The sequence below is a fragment of the Acinetobacter johnsonii CIP 64.6 genome, assembly GCF_000368045.1.
GTDB classification, from domain to species: Bacteria; Pseudomonadota; Gammaproteobacteria; order Pseudomonadales; family Moraxellaceae; genus Acinetobacter; species Acinetobacter johnsonii.
Genome location: NZ_KB849230.1, coordinates 448,381 through 464,254, shown reverse-complemented (window position 1 = coordinate 464,254; position 15,874 = coordinate 448,381). Strand labels below are relative to the sequence as shown.

The window sequence follows — 15,874 nt, the reverse complement described above, 5'->3', positions numbered from 1 at the left end:
CGACTGTTTGGGGTTGTATAGTCAAGTAATTAAGTGCATGTGGTGGATGCCTTGGCAGTCAGAGGCGATGAAAGACGTAATAGCCTGCGATAAGCTCCGGGGAGGCGGCAAATATCCTGTGATCCGGAGATTTCTGAATGGGGAAACCCACCTGTCATAAGGCAGGTATCGTATGATGAATACATAGTCATACGAGGCGAACGAGGGGAAGTGAAACATCTCAGTACCCTTAGGAAAAGAAATCAATTGAGATTCCCTCAGTAGCGGCGAGCGAACGGGGAAAAGCCCATTAAGTCATATAAGTTCTAGTGGAATGCTCTGGGAAGTGCAACCATAGTGGGTGATAGTCCTGTACACGAAAGGGCTTATATGATGATGTCGAGTAGGGCGGGGCACGTGAAACCTTGTCTGAATATGGGGGGACCATCCTCCAAGGCTAAATACTCCTGACTGACCGATAGTGAACCAGTACCGTGAGGGAAAGGCGAAAAGAACCCCTGTGAGGGGAGTGAAATAGATCCTGAAACCGCATGCATACAAGCAGTGGGAGCCGCTTTGTTTGGTGACTGCGTACCTTTTGTATAATGGGTCAGCGACTTACATTCAGTAGCAAGGTTAACCGCATAGGGGAGCCGTAGAGAAATCGAGTCTTAATAGGGCGTTTAGTTGCTGGGTGTAGACCCGAAACCGGGTGATCTATCCATGAGCAGGTTGAAGGTTGGGTAACACTAACTGGAGGACCGAACCCACTGTCGTTGAAAAGCCAGGGGATGACTTGTGGATAGGGGTGAAAGGCTAATCAAACTCGGTGATAGCTGGTTCTCCCCGAAAGCTATTTAGGTAGCGCCTCGGACGAATACCATTGGGGGTAGAGCACTGTTTCGGCTAGGGGGTCATCCCGACTTACCAAACCGATGCAAACTCCGAATACCAATGAGTACTATCCGGGAGACAGACTGCGGGTGCTAACGTCCGTAGTCAAGAGGAAAACAATCCAGACCGCCAGCTAAGGCCCTAAAATCATAGTTAAGTGGGAAACGATGTGGGAAGGCATAGACAGCTAGGAGGTTGGCTTAGAAGCAGCCACCCTTTAAAGAAAGCGTAATAGCTCACTAGTCGAGTCGGCCTGCGCGGAAGATGTAACGGGGCTAAAACTATATGCCGAAGCTGCGGATTTGCAATTTATTGCAAGTGGTAGGGGAGCGTTCTGTAAGCCGATGAAGGTGTATTGAGAAGTATGCTGGAGGTATCAGAAGTGCGAATGCTGACGTGAGTAACGACAATGCGAGTGAAAAACTCGCACGCTGAAAGACCAAGGGTTCCAGTCCAACGTTAATCGGGGCTGGGTGAGTCGACCCCTAAGGCGAGGCCGAGAGGCGTAGTCGATGGGAAATTGGTTAATATTCCAATACTTCTATGTAATGCGATGAGAGGACGGAGAAGGTTAAGTCAGCCTGGCGTTGGTTGTCCAGGTGGAAGGTTGTAGGCATGTATCTTAGGCAAATCCGGGGTACTCTATGCTGAGAACTGATAGCAAGCTGTACTTGTACAGTGAAGTGGCTGATACCATGCTTCCAGGAAAAGTCTCTAAGCTTCAGTTACATAGGAATCGTACCCGAAACCGACACAGGTGGTCAGGTCGAGTAGACCAAAGCGCTTGAGAGAACTCTGCTGAAGGAACTAGGCAAAATGGTACCGTAACTTCGGGAGAAGGTACGCTGCCGACGGTGATAGGATTTACTCCTTGAGCTATTGGCAGCCACAGAAACCAGGCCCCTGCAACTGTTTATTAAAAACATAGCACTCTGCAAACACGAAAGTGGACGTATAGGGTGTGATGCCTGCCCGGTGCTGGAAGGTTAATTGATGGGGTTAGCGTAAGCGAAGCTCTTGATCGAAGCCCCAGTAAACGGCGGCCGTAACTATAACGGTCCTAAGGTAGCGAAATTCCTTGTCGGGTAAGTTCCGACCTGCACGAATGGCATAATGATGGGGGCGCTGTCTCCAGCAGAGACTCAGTGAAATCGAATTCGCCGTGAAGATGCGGTGTACCCGCGGCTAGACGGAAAGACCCCGTGAACCTTTACTGCAGCTTGACATTGAACTTTGATCTTACTTGTGTAGGATAGGTGGGAGGCTTTGAAGCCGAGACGCTAGTTTCGGTGGAGCCAATCTTGAAATACCACCCTGGTAATATTGAGGTTCTAACTCTGTCCCGTTATCCGGGACGAGGACCATGTCTGGTGGGTAGTTTGACTGGGGCGGTCTCCTCCTAAAGAGTAACGGAGGAGTACGAAGGTGCGCTCAGCGTGGTCGGAAATCACGCGTAGAGTATAAAGGCAAAAGCGCGCTTAACTGCGAGACCCACAAGTCGAGCAGGTACGAAAGTAGGTCTTAGTGATCCGGTGGTTCTGTATGGAAGGGCCATCGCTCAACGGATAAAAGGTACTCTGGGGATAACAGGCTGATACCGCCCAAGAGTTCATATCGACGGCGGTGTTTGGCACCTCGATGTCGGCTCATCTCATCCTGGGGCTGAAGCAGGTCCCAAGGGTATGGCTGTTCGCCATTTAAAGAGGTACGCGAGCTGGGTTTAGAACGTCGTGAGACAGTTCGGTCCCTATCTACCGTGGGCGTTGGAAATTTGAGAGGATCTGCTCCTAGTACGAGAGGACCAGAGTGGACGAACCTCTGGTGTACCGGTTGTGACGCCAGTCGCATCGCCGGGTAGCTATGTTCGGAAGGGATAACCGCTGAAAGCATCTAAGCGGGAAGCCTACCTCAAGATAAGATTTCCCTAGGACTTTATGTCCTCTAAAGAGCCGTTGAAGACTACGACGTTGATAGGTTGGATGTGGAAGCATAGTGATATGTGAAGCTGACCAATACTAATTGCTCGTGAGGCTTGACTATACAACACCCAAACAGTTGGTGTTGTGGTTCAAATCACTGCAAACAACTTGATTTAGTTATAAAGCTAAGTACAATGCGCAATGAGATAAGATAAAGCACTGCTTTAGATTATCGCAAGAAACTCAGATATACCTGTTAATGTATTCTATTTGGAACGAAGTAAGGCATAGACTGTAAGTACAGTTGAAATAAGACCCGAACAAGTCCATAACAGTTGTGCTGGCGACAATAGCAAGAGTGAACCACCTGATCCCTTCCCGAACTCAGAAGTGAAACCTCTTAGCGCTGATGGTAGTGTGGAGTTATCCATGTGAGAGTAAGTCATCGCCAGCTCATTAATTCAAATCCCCCTCCGCTTAAGGCTGAGGGGGATTTTTTTATGCGCGAAAAAGGGAAGAATAATAAGAAGAGTAGAGTGGAGAATGCGCGTTAAATTATAAAAAAATGCATTTATATAAATTAAAATTATGTGAAATATCAATTATTCATCAAAGAATTCGAAAAATGCAAATCATTTTGTGTGATTTTTATACAAATTTAGTTTAGTTTTTCCAAAAAAAAACCATTCCGATTGTTTTATTTATAGACAAAAACTGAATTATGATTCATTTTATATAAAAGTGAATTTGGATTCACTTTTTATAATAAAGCTCACAATTGGAGGTGAGGGAAAAATGACAGCGACAACAATGAATGTAAATGCTGTAATCGATCAGGCTAAGTTTAAGCCTTTTCATTTAACGGTTGTTTTGTGGTGCTTATTCGTCGTCTTGTTTGACGGCTATGATTTAGCAATTAACGGTGTGGCTTTACCGCTTTTAATGAAAGAGTGGGGCATGACGGCTGTTCAAGCGGGAATGCTAGCCAGTACTGCCCTAGCAGGCATGATGTTTGGTGCAATGCTATTTGGGATGCTGGCCGATAAAATTGGCCGTAAAAAAGTCATTATTATCTGTGTCACGTTGTTCAGTGGGTTCACTTTTGCGGGTGGATTTGCATCAAACCCGACTGAATTTGGTATTTTACGCTTTATCGCGGGTCTTGGGATTGGTGGTGTATTACCAAACTTGGTTGCTTTAACTTCGGAATATGCGCCGCAGAAGTTCCGTAGTACCTTGGTGACCGCGATGTTTAGTGGTTATGCAATGGGTGGAATTATGGCAGCACTGCTAGGCGTTGCGTTTACGCCGACCTTTGGCTGGAAGATCATGTTTTTCATTGCGGGTATTCCATTACTGTTTATTCCGATTTTATGGAAATTCTTACCTGAATCAGTCACTTTTTTAGTGAAAGACCAGCAAACAGAAAAGGCTCGTAGCATTATTCAACGTCTGGTCCCTGAAGAGACTGTAACTTCAGATACTGTTCTAGTGCTGAACGAAGCTAAAGTCCCTGATGCATCTGTCGCTGCCTTGTTTAAAAATGGCCGTGGTATGGGTACAGTTTTATTTTGGTGCTGCTTCTTCATGTGCTTATTGATGGTTTATGCCCTAGGAAGCTGGTTACCAAAACTGATGATGGCTGCGGGTTATTCGATGGGCAGCAGTTTAATGTTCCTCCTTTCCTTGAACATTGGTGCGGTGATTGGCACTGCTGGTGGTGGTGTGCTTGCGGATCGTTTCCACTTGAAACCTGTCATTATTAGCATGTTGACTGTCGGGGCATTTGCATTGGTGGGTTTAGGCTTTAATTCACCACAACCTGTAATTTATTTATTGGTTGCACTTGCAGGAGCTGCTTCAATCGGTTGTAGTATTTTACTATATAGCTATGTGGCGCAATATTATCCATTGGCTGTTCGTTCAACTGGGTTGGGTTGGGCATCAGGAATTGGCCGTGTAGGTGCAATCGTGGGTCCAATTGTCATTGGTGTATTGTTGGGCATGGAATTACCACATAAGTTGAATTTTATTGCTGTGGCAATTCCTGCGGTACTTGCTGCGATAGCAGTTTCTTTTATCCGTTTAAATAGTGCTGAAGAAGCAGTTAAAACTCAGGTGAAAGTTTCAAGTTCAATCAAAGCATCTTCTTAGTTAAATCTTAAATAAATAAAAGGCTCTCGTTGTGAGGGCCTTTATTTTTTTCAAAATAGATGTACCGTTGGATGGTATTTGATCGTGTTTGAAGGAGAGTGCTATGCTAAAGGCAGCTTTAAATAGGGCAGTACAATAACAATGATTAAGCAGCAGAAAAAACTCGAACCTGAGCAAAGTGAACGTTTATTCAACATCCTAGAACAGCGTTTTCAGCAGTACACTGAACGTCATATGCAAATTAGTTGGGCATTTGTCCGAGAAAAACTTTTGCAGTCTCCGGAAAAATTATACGCCTTACAACAAATGGAAATGAGTAGAGGTGAGCCTGATGTCGTGGTTTTACCGAATACACAAGATGTGTATTTTTTTGATTGTTCGATTGAGTCACCGAAGGGGCGACGGAGCATGTGTTATGACCGAGAGGCACTATTGAGTCGCAAGGATCATCCGCCTGAAAATACAGTGCTCGATTGGGTACAGGCGTATGGCTTAAGCTTAGTGACGGAACAACAGTATTATCTTTTACAGCAGATCTTTAATTTTGACTTGAAAACATCCAGTTGGGTTGAGACTCTAGCTGAATTACGTCAGCAAGGCGGGGCAATTTTTTGTGATCAGCGCTATGGTCGTACGTTTACCTATCATAATGGCGCTGCTTCGTACTATGCGAGTCGAGGATTTCGGACTTATATTCAGCTTTAACTGTGGAAATATAGATAAAAAGAAACCCCGACATCCTGTCGAGGTTTCTTTGTATTTCAGTGTTTAGATACAACTTCTGTCATATCTCACATCCTGATGCTCAAACTGATTATTGTTGTTTTAAGTTTGGGAAACGTCCTGTTTCCTGATGATTTAAATATACATGGCGATGGCTGTTGTTCATACAGCATTTTAACCACGCTATTTGTAAGCCTAAGCTGACAAAAGTGAATGGCTTATAATTTTTGCTTAGTGCTTTAGATCAGCATCTTTTAAATAGTCTGATGAATGCTGGATTGATCTAGTGAAACTGATGATGTTCTACGCAATGACTGGCTTTGGTGGTTTCTCTTTTAAATATAGAGCATCACTGGTATCGCGCAGTTTTAAATACAACTGCGCGATAAATACAGAACAATATTAAAAAGTTGTATGCATGCATGTGATGTTCATCAGAAAGATGATCAATCTTTCTAGATGGAGTGAATATTTGAATAAAAATGTGAAAAGTAATGTTTTTATGCAGGAGATTGATAGCTTTAGCGTTATTTACATTGATTTTTTCAGTAGGTTGAGTATCGATACAGGATCTTCAAATTTTATGCAAGAAAATAGGCGCAATAAATCATTCCAAAAATTTTGTTAATTTATAACTAATTTTGTACAATAAATAAGCTGATTAATTGAACGGTTGAATCAGCACACATTATAAAAATGGAATATTTGAAGCAGAAATTACAGAATATTTTTATAAAAGTGAGTATTGTTGAACCATATAAAAGGGAAGTTTAATCGACACACTTTAACCAAGGTTTTGTGAAAACTCCTCTGTTTGTCATTTAGAACCTTGCACCCAAAAGGTCGAAGCTAAATCAAACACTCAAGATTAATATTAAATGGTTCTTTTTTGTTGCGAGATAACCAAATAAAAAGCAATTAAAAGGGACCTAGGTTTAGGTGTTTTATGTCAGGAACTCGTGAAAACTGGACATCACGATCTGGTTTTATTATTGCAGCTGTAGGTTCGGCTGTAGGTTTAGGTAATATTTGGCGTTTCCCTTATGTTGCTTATGAAAATGGTGGCGGCGCCTTTCTTATTCCTTATTTATTGGCTTTAATTACCGCTGGTTTACCACTGTTATTTTTAGATTATGCAACGGGACATCGTAGTTCGGGGTCACCACCTAAAGCCTATCGGGCTTTGTTTAAAGGCGGTGAAACGCTGGGTTGGTGGCAAGTCTGTGTGTGTATCATCATTGGTTTGTACTATGCCAGCGTACTGACGTGGGCGGGTAGCTATGTTTACTTCTCGATTGGTCAGACTTGGGGCAGTGACCCTGAAAGTTTCTTCTTTAATACCTACTTACAAACTTCGAAAGCAACAGGTTTCGATTTACAGTTTGTAAGCCATTTATTTTGGCCAATCGTAGGAATTTGGGCGCTGACCTTAATTATTCTGTTTGGCGGGGTTAAAAAAGGTGTTGAATTATCGAATAAGATTTTCATGCCTTTATTGTTCGTTTTATTTACCATTTTAGTAGTGCAATCACTTCGTTTACCAGGTGCCGCAGAAGGCTTAAATGCATTCTTTACGCCAAACTGGTCTGCGATGATGGACTATAAAGTGTGGCTGGCGGCGTATGGTCATACCTTCTTCTCGCTTTCTGTGGGTTTCGGGATCATGGTGACTTATGCATCTTACTTAAAGCCAAAGACCAATTTGACAGGCTCAGGTTTAATCGTTGGTTTTGCCAATGCTTCAACTGAAATCTTGGCGGGTATTGGTATTTTTGCTGCATTAGGCTTTATGGCGCATGCCGCAGGCAAAGAAGTTCAAGATGTGGTGAGTGGTGGTATCGGTTTGGCATTTATTGCTTTCCCGAAAATCATTTCAAGTCTTGGTGCAGGTGCTGATTTATTCGGTCTATTGTTCTTCTCATCATTATTTGTTGCCGGTATTTCTTCTATGGTTAGTATCTTGGAAGTGCCAATTGCAGCGATGCAGGATAAGTTAAAATGGAGCCGTAAAAAAGCAGTTACCATTATCGGTGGTGGTAGTGCACTGGTTTCAGTGATCTTATTCTCAAGTGTGAATGCGATTAAATTGGTAGATATCGTGGATCACTTTATCAATAACATTGGCATTGTGGGTGGCGCGCTTGTTTCTATTCTTTGTATTACTTGGTTTAAGCGTTCAGCATTGATTGAGCTGCGTGATCACGTAAACCGTATTTCTACCATTCAACTCGGTAAGGGTTGGGCATTTACCTTGACCGTGATTACTTCACTCGTGTTATTAACGACGTTGAGTATGACGTTATTTAATTTGGTGAAAAATGGTTACGATACTTATAGCATGAGTCTGCAAGGGCTATTTGGTTGGGGCAGTGTGATTTTCTGTGCCGTCGTCGCAATCGTACTCAGTAAAGTTAAAGATCGCTAGGAGAAAAAAATGAATACTTCAGCAATCGTAATGATGGTGATTTCGATGTTGTTTGTTTGGGGAGGACTTGTGTTGTCTATTCTCCACTTGATGAAAAATCCAGAAGAGCTCGATGATGTTCTTGAAGAAGTGAAAGACCAGCATACGTTGTAATACCTGATATAAAATTTAACCCTGAAAATAGGTATTTACCTATTTAAAATAACGCCCGATGAGCTTCATTGGGCGTTATTTTTTTCTATGGAGGTAAAGTGAGTTGGCAGCTTAGATAAGCTTTTTTTGATGAGTTGATTTGGAGCTTATTGTTCACGTCCATTTGGCTCGAAATAAATAAGAATTTAAACGACCAGAAAGCACAAAAAGTATGCTGTACAAATTTTATCTAATAAATATGCAATCACAATAACAACTATGATACAAAATAGTATAGAGTTGTGACACAGTTTGTATTTTTGCTGGCTAATTCATATGAAAATTAACAAAAAGAAATTTTCTGCTCTGTCGTTTTTATTTTTTTTCATTAGAAGCACATGCATTTCCACAACCGGGAAGCTATATTTCTAACGTTGCATCTGGGGACTATACCGATGAGATGGGGAATGTTTTATTGGTCAATTCCAATCCCGTGGCATTGGAAGTGCAAAAAACGTACTCACTGACTTTAGTACAAAATCAAAACCAATATGGTGTGGTTGGTGGGGCGGTAAATCTGCCACATGTGTTAACCAATACAGGTAATACTGCTGATCGATATACATTGGGTCTAGTACAAAGTAGCACTGATAATTTTGATTTAAGTAATGTGAAGGTCTATGCAGACCGCGATAAAAATGGTTTACCAGATAATACCGAAGACTTATTGGTGGGATCAATTGAGCTCAATGCGGGTCAATCTTTAGCAGTTCTGCTTGTGGGCAGTATCTCGACCAATGTGTCTTTTAATCAGCTCAGTAGTTTAGACCTCATCTACTAGCGTCGAACCTTTGGGTTTCAGGTGGATATAACTTTGTGGGCTATCAAGATAAAGATCTGATTGATAGTGATACAACGATGGATGGAGCATATTTCCGTTTCCGCTTCAAATTTGACGAAAACTTATTTAACAAAAATAAGCCTTCAGTCAATAAAGCCTTGGAGCCTAAATAATGTTGAAACACCATGCTAAACATGTGTTGTGGCTTCTAGCTTTGGGTACTGTGGTGGCGCATGCTGCAGAGGTCCCTGTCAGCTCAAATTATCCAGTTTCGCAGCAGCAGGTGCATGAGCAATTGCACACTGCAATTGAGCAAGCGATGGACGTACGAGACAAGTACCAGTTAGAAAAAGCACGAACATGGCTGAGTTATGCTGACCATGAATATAGTGAAAAAGCGAAGCGTCAAAATATTGATCTGATCTATCAGCAGGTCTTAGACATTGTATATGCAGATCAGCGTGCAACGTTAAGTATAGAAACACCAATGCTACCGTTTTCCCAACTGATGCGCCGCGATTTATGGACGCGTGCCACAACCATAAAAACACAGACTGGATTTCAGTGTGCTTATAAAGAACTTGCATAGGCTGAAGTGAATTTGGTTTGGGCGGCTGCTGAGTACCGTGAATTAGGTTGGCATCATTCGCGTGAGATTTTTGCTTCTGCAGAACGGTTGATGGATCAAGCCACATATTTATCTGAAAACCGTGGCACACTTTAACTTAAAGCAGTTCACTTTTTAGAAAAATTGCAGTAACTGCAATCAGTACACACATGAAAAAAGGAGCCTTTCAGCCACTGCTGTCCCATAGTTAGATTTAAATAAAAAACCTGAGTCCAAAGTAGTTAAAATATAAGTGCGAACAAACACTTCAACTACAAGGATTCAGGTTTTATCACATCAAAATACTGTATTTCATCAATTACTCAAACCCATTTTAAGACAAGATTTTGAACGTCTTGCAAAACAATACCATCAAGGACAAAAATTAAGATCTGCAACACGATGGGATCAATTTATTGCTATTTTGATGTCTCAATTATCATGTCGTCAAAGCTTGAGGGATATTGAGTCTAATCTCGAATCACAACAGGAAAAGCTTTATCACCTTGGTGCCAAAAGAATTGCACGAAGTACGTTGGCAAGAATCAATGAAGAACAACCAGTTAGCTTGTATCAGCAATTGTTTATCCAATTACTTCAACATTGTGAAAATTCCAAGATTGCTCATAAATTTCGATTTAAAAATCCATTATATTCACTTGATGCGAGTCATATTGATCTTTCACTGTCATTGTGTGAATGGGCAAAAGTACATGAGTCCAAAGCCAGTATAAAACTTACAGTTGGGTTAAATCATAGTAATACCATTCCTGAATTTGTTGCGCTTGGTGATGGTATTGAAAATGACATGGTACAAGGTCTACGACTCAAATTCCCACCTGGAAGTATCATTGTATTTGATAAAGGGTATGTTGATTATCAGTGTTTTGTAGAAATGACCAACCAAAAAGTCAGCTTTGTCACTAGGCTGAGACCAAAGACAGTTTATGAGGTGAAATCAAAACAAGATGTGTTAGTCAGTAAGGGGATTCTTGCGGATGAATATATTGAGTTGAGTAGCGATTATGCTAAAAAGCGTGGTGCACCGAAGCGATTAAGACGTATAGAATTTTATGATGAAAAAAAGAAAAGAACGTTTGAGTTTTTAAGTAATAACTTTCATTTAGCTGCATCAACCATTGCTGCAATTTATAAAGATCGATGGAAAGTAGAACTATTTTTTAAAGCGATCAAGCAAAACCTAAAGTTGAAATCGTTTTTAGGCCGTAGTCGCAATGCGATACAAACACAAATATGGATTGCACTAATCGCGTATTTATTGGTGAGTTTTGCGAAACATATGGCGCAGGAAGGATGGAGTGTTCAAAGATTATTAAGAATTATTCAGGTGAATTTATTTGAAAGGAAACCATTGAAGGCTTTGTTTTTACCTGACAAAAAGTGGAATAAACAAGAAGAACCTCAACTGAGGTTCTTCTTGTGATATTTATGGGACAGCAGTGGCCTTTCAGCTCCTTTTATTTTTAAATTTTTTCAATGCGACAATAATAAAAACCATCGCCACGCCCTACTTGTGGGAGTAGTTGGCGACCATGAATCTGCTCAACACCCCAATCGGCATCAATTTTAATTTCTTTCGCATCCGTATGTTCAGCAAAGAAGTCGACCATTTGCTGTTCATTTTCGGCTTTCAAAATCGAGCAGGTGATGTAAAGCAATGTGCCGCCGACTTTGAGTTGTTGCCACATATTTTCAAGAATTTGCTTTTGCAGCTGTACTGTTTTAGCAATATCGCCCGACTGACGCAGTAAACGAATATCGGGATGGCGACGGATTACTCCAATGGCAGAACAGGGTGCATCGAGAACGATACAATCCGCCAGTTCAGGCGATGTCCATTTCACTGCATCGGCAGTGATAATGTCGACATACTTTTCATTTAAAGCCAAACGCTCTAAGTTTTCAGAGACACGTTTTAAGCGCTTTTCATCTTGGTCGAGTGCAATCAGTTTTTTCGGCTGATACATCTCTAAAATATGCGCTGTCTTGCCGCCAGGTGCTGCACAGGCATCAATTACGAATTTGCCATTTAAGTCTGGCAACAAGGTTGCACAGAGTTGCGCATGTTCATCTTGTACTGAAAAACCACCTACTTCAAAACCCGGTAGGCTTGGGATATGCAGACTGTCATCCAACACAATACCGACATTCGAAAGTTCACAGGCGTGTGCTTCAATGCCTTCATCTTCTAAAATTTCAAGATATTCGTCACGGCTGACTTGTAAGGTGTTCACTCTTAAGGTTAAGGGTGCAACTTGTTTAAGCTCATAGCTGATTTCAGCCAATTGCTCGCCCCAGTCTTTTTTCAAACGTTTGGATAACCAACTTGGCAGATTCGAGGCTTGTTCCAAAACATCGTAGAATTGTTCTGTTTCACGTGTTGCACGGCGTAAAATGGCATTCACCACACCACTTAAGCTTTCCATCCCCAATTGTTTGGCTGCTTCTACCGTTTCAGAAATCGCGGCATGCGCTGCAACGCGGGTACACAACAATTGGTATAAACCCACATATAAACAGGTTTCAACGACTTGGTTTTCCAGTGGCTTAGTCAACAACGGTAAAGTCACTTGTTTAAGTGCATGCCATTGGCGTAGGCAGCCAAGAACTAATTCATGGTACAAGGCACGGTCTTTGTCAGACACAATTGCCATGTGTTGCTGAAGCACCGATGCCAGTGATTGACCATTTTGGACAGCCAATAACGTTTTAACAACCTGAGCACGTAAGTTTAGAGTCTTACCTGAGGCGTGGGGAGATTGTTTCATTATAAAATTTGTCCAATATTCAGTTTTTGGGTTTGTAAAATTTGTACGGCATTTAGGGGTTTACCACCTGGCCATTGCAGAGAGCTTAAACACACTGCTTGTTCATCGCCACAAGCCACATGAACACCGTGTTTATCGATGGCTAAAATGGTCCCTGCAGCTTGAGCTTGGGCATTTTCTTGAGACAACATCGAACCCCAAACGCGCAGATTATTGCTTTCATCCAGTGCGATAAATGCGACAGGCCATGGGTTAAATGCGCGAATATTACGGTCAATTTGCACCGCTGTTGAAGTCCAATCAATTTGCGCTTCAGCCTTAGAGAGTTTGTGTGCATAGACTGTCAAAGCTTCATCTTGCACTTCGCGGTTGTCTAAATAGTGCTGCAATGTGCTTTCAGAGGCTAACACTTTGACCGTCGCTTCAGCCCCTTGGAGTGCCAGTTTGTCATGCAAACTTGCAGAGGTATCTGTAGTTTCAATCGGGCAGTAGGTTTTATACATCATATCGCCCGTATCCAAACCTGCGGCCATTTTCATAATGGTGACCCCAGTTTCGGTATCTCCAGTAGAAATTGCGCGTTGAATAGGCGCTGCACCTCGCCAGCGTGGCAACAGTGAACCGTGAATGTTCAAACAGCCATATTTAGGCGTATCCAAAACCACTTGCGGCAAAATCAGGCCATAAGCCGCCACCACCATCACATCTGCATTTAAGGCTTTCAATTCAGCCTGAGCCGCTAAGCCTTCTTCTGTTGAAGACTTAAAATGCAGCGGTTGATAGACAGGAATATCATGTGCTAAAGCCAACTGCTTCACGGCTGAAGCAGTAAGTTTCTGCCCACGACCTGCTTTACGGTCAGGTTGCGTATAGACGGCTACAATTTCATGTTCTGTTTTTAGGAGAGCGTCTAATGCCACAGCCGCAAATTCGGGCGTGCCTGCAAAGATGATTTTCAAGAAATACTCGGAAAAAGGAGAAGATTAAAACAATTATAGCAAAACTCGAGCAGCTACAGATTTATCCTGCATAAAAAGCCGATAGAGTAGTTCTAACTAGATGATGTACTAGAGTTTTATTCAAAGAATAGAGAAAGGACCCTTGATAGCGTATCGCTCAAAATTTGTATTTCATATAAATAAAACTCATGCAAAATTTGTATTTCATATAAATAAAACTCATGCAAAATTTAAAAATTATTCATAGAAGTTTTGTATTGCAAGGTGAGTGAACGGGTTATAGTAGTTTCCATATGCAATTGAATGTCAGCTCATCGGTTAAAATGTAGCGCGCAAACTTACTGCCTTCGGTAATTTAGGTCGAGATGCCTAAAAACGAGATTTACGCAGAATGCGAATATGCTATGTTTAAATTTTTGACAGTTTGACACTCTCAGAACTCAGATTTTAGCCAGAGTGAATGTGGACATTCATCTCAAGCACAACTATGTTGGAAAAGTACAATGCCTGACTATCGTTCAAAAACATCAACACACGGAAGAAACATGGCGGGTGCGCGTGGCTTATGGCGCGCAACGGGGATGAAAGACGAAGACTTTGGTAAGCCGATTATTGCGGTAGTCAACTCATTCACTCAATTTGTACCGGGTCATGTTCATTTAAAAGACTTAGGTCAACTTGTAGCACGCCAAATTGAGGCGGCAGGTGGCGTAGCTAAAGAATTTAATACCATTGCCGTTGATGATGGGATCGCGATGGGCCACGATGGCATGCTGTATTCATTGCCTTCACGTGACTTGATTGCGGACTCGGTGGAATACATGGTCAATGCACACTGTGCTGATGCGATGGTGTGTATTTCAAACTGTGACAAAATTACCCCGGGCATGTTGATGGCGTCTATGCGTCTAAACATTCCTGTAGTTTTTGTCTCTGGTGGGCCGATGGAAGCGGGTAAAGTAAAAATCCGTGGCAATGAACACGCGATTGACCTTGTTGATGCCATGATCGTAGCAGCAGATGACAGCTTCACCGATGAAGAAGTGGCGGAATACGAACGTTCAGCTTGTCCAACGTGTGGTTCATGTTCAGGTATGTTTACTGCAAACTCAATGAACTGTTTAACCGAAGCTTTGGGCCTATCCCTTCCGGGCAATGGTTCAACCTTAGCGACCCATGCGAATCGTAAAAAATTATTCGAACGCGCTGGTCATTTGATCGTTGAAATTACCAAACGTCATTACGAACAAAACGATTACAGCTTGTTGCCACGTTCAATTGCCACTAAAGCAGCCTTTGAAAATGCCATGACGCTTGATATTTCAATGGGCGGTTCAACCAATACCGTTTTGCACTTGTTGGCAGCTGCACACGAAGCTGAAGTTGACTTTACGATGACCGATATTGACCGTTTGTCACGTAAAGTGCCTGTGCTGTGTAAAGTTGCACCTGCAAAACAAGATGTGCACATGGAAGATGTCCATCGTGCAGGTGGCATCATGTCGATCTTGGGTGAGTTAGACCGTGCAGGTTTGCTGGATACGTCTGTACCGACTGTGCATGAAAAAACCTTAAAAGATGCTTTGGATAAATGGGACATCATCCGTACGGAAGACGAAGATGTGTATCAATTCTTCCGTTCAGCACCGGGCGGTGTACCGACGCAAACTGCATTTTCACAAGACCGTTATTATTCACGATTGGATGGCGACCGTAACAACGGTGTGATTCGTAATGCTGCGCATGCCTTCTCTCAAGATGGTGGTTTGGCTGTCCTGTACGGTAACATTGCACTTGAAGGTTGTATTGTGAAAACTGCGGGTGTGGATGATTCCATCTTGAAATTCAACGGCACGGCACGTGTGTTTGAAAGCCAAGATGCTGCGGTAGAAGCGATTCTAGGTGGCAAAATCACTGCTGGTGATGTAGTCGTCATTCGTTACGAAGGTCCGCGTGGTGGTCCGGGTATGCAAGAAATGTTGTATCCAACCAGTTATTTAAAATCGAAAGGCCTTGGTAAAGACTGTGCTTTACTCACCGATGGTCGTTTCTCGGGCGGTTCATCAGGTCTGTCTATTGGTCACGTGTCTCCTGAAGCGGCTGAAGGCGGTGCGATTGGTTTGGTTGAAGATGGTGACTGTATTGAAATCGATATTCCAAACCGTAGTATTCACTTGGCCGTGGATGAAGCAACCATGGCTGCGCGTCGTGAAGTGCAAGAAGCCAAAGGTTGGCAACCTGCTGAACAGCGTCCACGTAAAGTGTCTAAAGCCTTAAAAGCTTATGCAATGCATACTACCAGTGCGTCTAAAGGTGCGGTACGTGACATTTAATTGCTAGTCTTTGAATGATGAGAAAGAGCACTCCATTTGGGGTGCTTTTTTATTGATTGATGAAAATAGCACAGTCGCATTTGACAGTACGGTTTGCACTGTTATTGCGTAGATGAGGT

11 protein-coding genes, 2 rRNA genes and 1 pseudogene are annotated in these 15,874 nt (G+C 42.5%); 12 read left to right on the top strand and 2 right to left on the bottom strand.

Annotation, left to right across the window (positions count from 1 at the left end):
- The first annotated feature begins 19 nt into the window (after positions 1-19).
- From F986_RS03345 to F986_RS03310, 11 genes and pseudogenes are all read left to right on the top strand, one after another.
- A 23S ribosomal RNA gene (locus F986_RS03345) occupies positions 20-2,913 on the top strand.
- 218 nt (positions 2,914-3,131) lie between these two features.
- A 5S ribosomal RNA gene (rrf, locus tag F986_RS03340) occupies positions 3,132-3,246 on the top strand.
- Between the two features lie 341 nt (positions 3,247-3,587).
- On the top strand, positions 3,588-4,946 hold the full coding sequence (locus F986_RS03335; protein WP_004691886.1) for an MFS transporter: 1,359 nt from the start codon (positions 3,588-3,590) through the stop codon (positions 4,944-4,946).
- A gap of 144 nt (positions 4,947-5,090) precedes the next feature.
- A complete protein-coding gene (locus tag F986_RS03330; protein ID WP_026056492.1) occupies positions 5,091-5,651 on the top strand; it encodes a DUF4256 domain-containing protein in 561 nt (186 codons plus the stop codon).
- 964 nt (positions 5,652-6,615) lie between these two features.
- The gene (locus F986_RS03325; RefSeq protein WP_004691884.1) at positions 6,616-8,094 is read left to right on the top strand and encodes a sodium-dependent transporter; all 1,479 of its coding nucleotides are present in this window, start codon (positions 6,616-6,618) and stop codon (positions 8,092-8,094) included.
- Between the two features lie 9 nt (positions 8,095-8,103).
- A complete protein-coding gene (locus F986_RS17730; protein ID WP_004691882.1) occupies positions 8,104-8,247 on the top strand; it encodes a methionine/alanine import family NSS transporter small subunit in 144 nt (47 codons plus the stop codon).
- Between the two features lie 439 nt (positions 8,248-8,686).
- Complete coding sequence (locus F986_RS03320; RefSeq protein ID WP_004691880.1) at positions 8,687-9,067, top strand: hypothetical protein; 381 nt, start codon at positions 8,687-8,689, stop codon at positions 9,065-9,067.
- A pseudogene (locus tag F986_RS18195) lies at positions 9,058-9,240 on the top strand (hypothetical protein); the annotation flags it as partial. The gene F986_RS03320 and the pseudogene F986_RS18195, both read left to right, overlap by 10 nt.
- Positions 9,240-9,656: a hypothetical protein gene (locus F986_RS03315; protein WP_004691877.1), complete on the top strand. Its 417-nt coding sequence runs from the start codon at positions 9,240-9,242 to the stop codon at positions 9,654-9,656. The pseudogene F986_RS18195 and the gene F986_RS03315, both read left to right, overlap by 1 nt.
- 6 nt (positions 9,657-9,662) lie before the next feature.
- Entirely contained in the window at positions 9,663-9,791 is a 129-nt protein-coding gene (locus tag F986_RS18665) for a hypothetical protein (protein ID WP_017396977.1), read from the top strand.
- Between the two features lie 163 nt (positions 9,792-9,954).
- Entirely contained in the window at positions 9,955-11,118 is a 1,164-nt protein-coding gene (locus tag F986_RS03310) for an IS4 family transposase (RefSeq protein ID WP_026056493.1), read from the top strand.
- A 40-nt stretch (positions 11,119-11,158) separates the two neighbouring features.
- Here F986_RS03310 and rsmB read toward each other — a convergent pair whose 3' ends face one another.
- Both rsmB and fmt read right to left on the bottom strand, forming a co-directional pair.
- Positions 11,159-12,463: a 16S rRNA (cytosine(967)-C(5))-methyltransferase RsmB gene (gene rsmB, locus F986_RS03305; protein ID WP_004691874.1), complete on the bottom strand. Its 1,305-nt coding sequence runs from the start codon at positions 12,461-12,463 to the stop codon at positions 11,159-11,161.
- Entirely contained in the window at positions 12,463-13,422 is a 960-nt protein-coding gene (gene fmt / locus F986_RS03300; RefSeq protein WP_004691873.1) for a methionyl-tRNA formyltransferase, read from the bottom strand. Before fmt ends, rsmB begins: the two co-directional genes overlap by 1 nt.
- A 503-nt stretch (positions 13,423-13,925) precedes the next feature.
- Between fmt and ilvD the strand changes: the two genes are divergently transcribed.
- Positions 13,926-15,755 carry a dihydroxy-acid dehydratase gene (gene ilvD, locus F986_RS03295; RefSeq protein WP_017396979.1) on the top strand — a complete coding sequence of 610 codons (1,830 nt, stop codon included), beginning with the start codon at positions 13,926-13,928 and terminating at the stop codon, positions 15,753-15,755.
- Positions 15,756-15,874 lie beyond the last annotated feature (119 nt).

What these genes read in the sequence shown, in the direction of transcription:
- F986_RS03335 (WP_004691886.1), top strand. Translation starts at nt 3,588, where the DNA reads ATGACAGCGACAACAATGAATGTAAATGCTGTAATCGATCAGGCTAAG.
- F986_RS03325 (WP_004691884.1), top strand. Translation starts at nt 6,616, where the DNA reads ATGTCAGGAACTCGTGAAAACTGGACATCACGATCTGGTTTTATTATT.
- F986_RS03315 (WP_004691877.1), top strand. Translation starts at nt 9,240, where the DNA reads ATGTTGAAACACCATGCTAAACATGTGTTGTGGCTTCTAGCTTTGGGT.
- F986_RS17730 (WP_004691882.1), top strand. Translation starts at nt 8,104, where the DNA reads ATGAATACTTCAGCAATCGTAATGATGGTGATTTCGATGTTGTTTGTT.
- F986_RS03320 (WP_004691880.1), top strand. Translation starts at nt 8,687, where the DNA reads ATGGGGAATGTTTTATTGGTCAATTCCAATCCCGTGGCATTGGAAGTG.
- rsmB (WP_004691874.1), bottom strand. Translation starts at nt 12,463, where the DNA reads ATGAAACAATCTCCCCACGCCTCAGGTAAGACTCTAAACTTACGTGCT.
- ilvD (WP_017396979.1), top strand. Translation starts at nt 13,926, where the DNA reads ATGCCTGACTATCGTTCAAAAACATCAACACACGGAAGAAACATGGCG.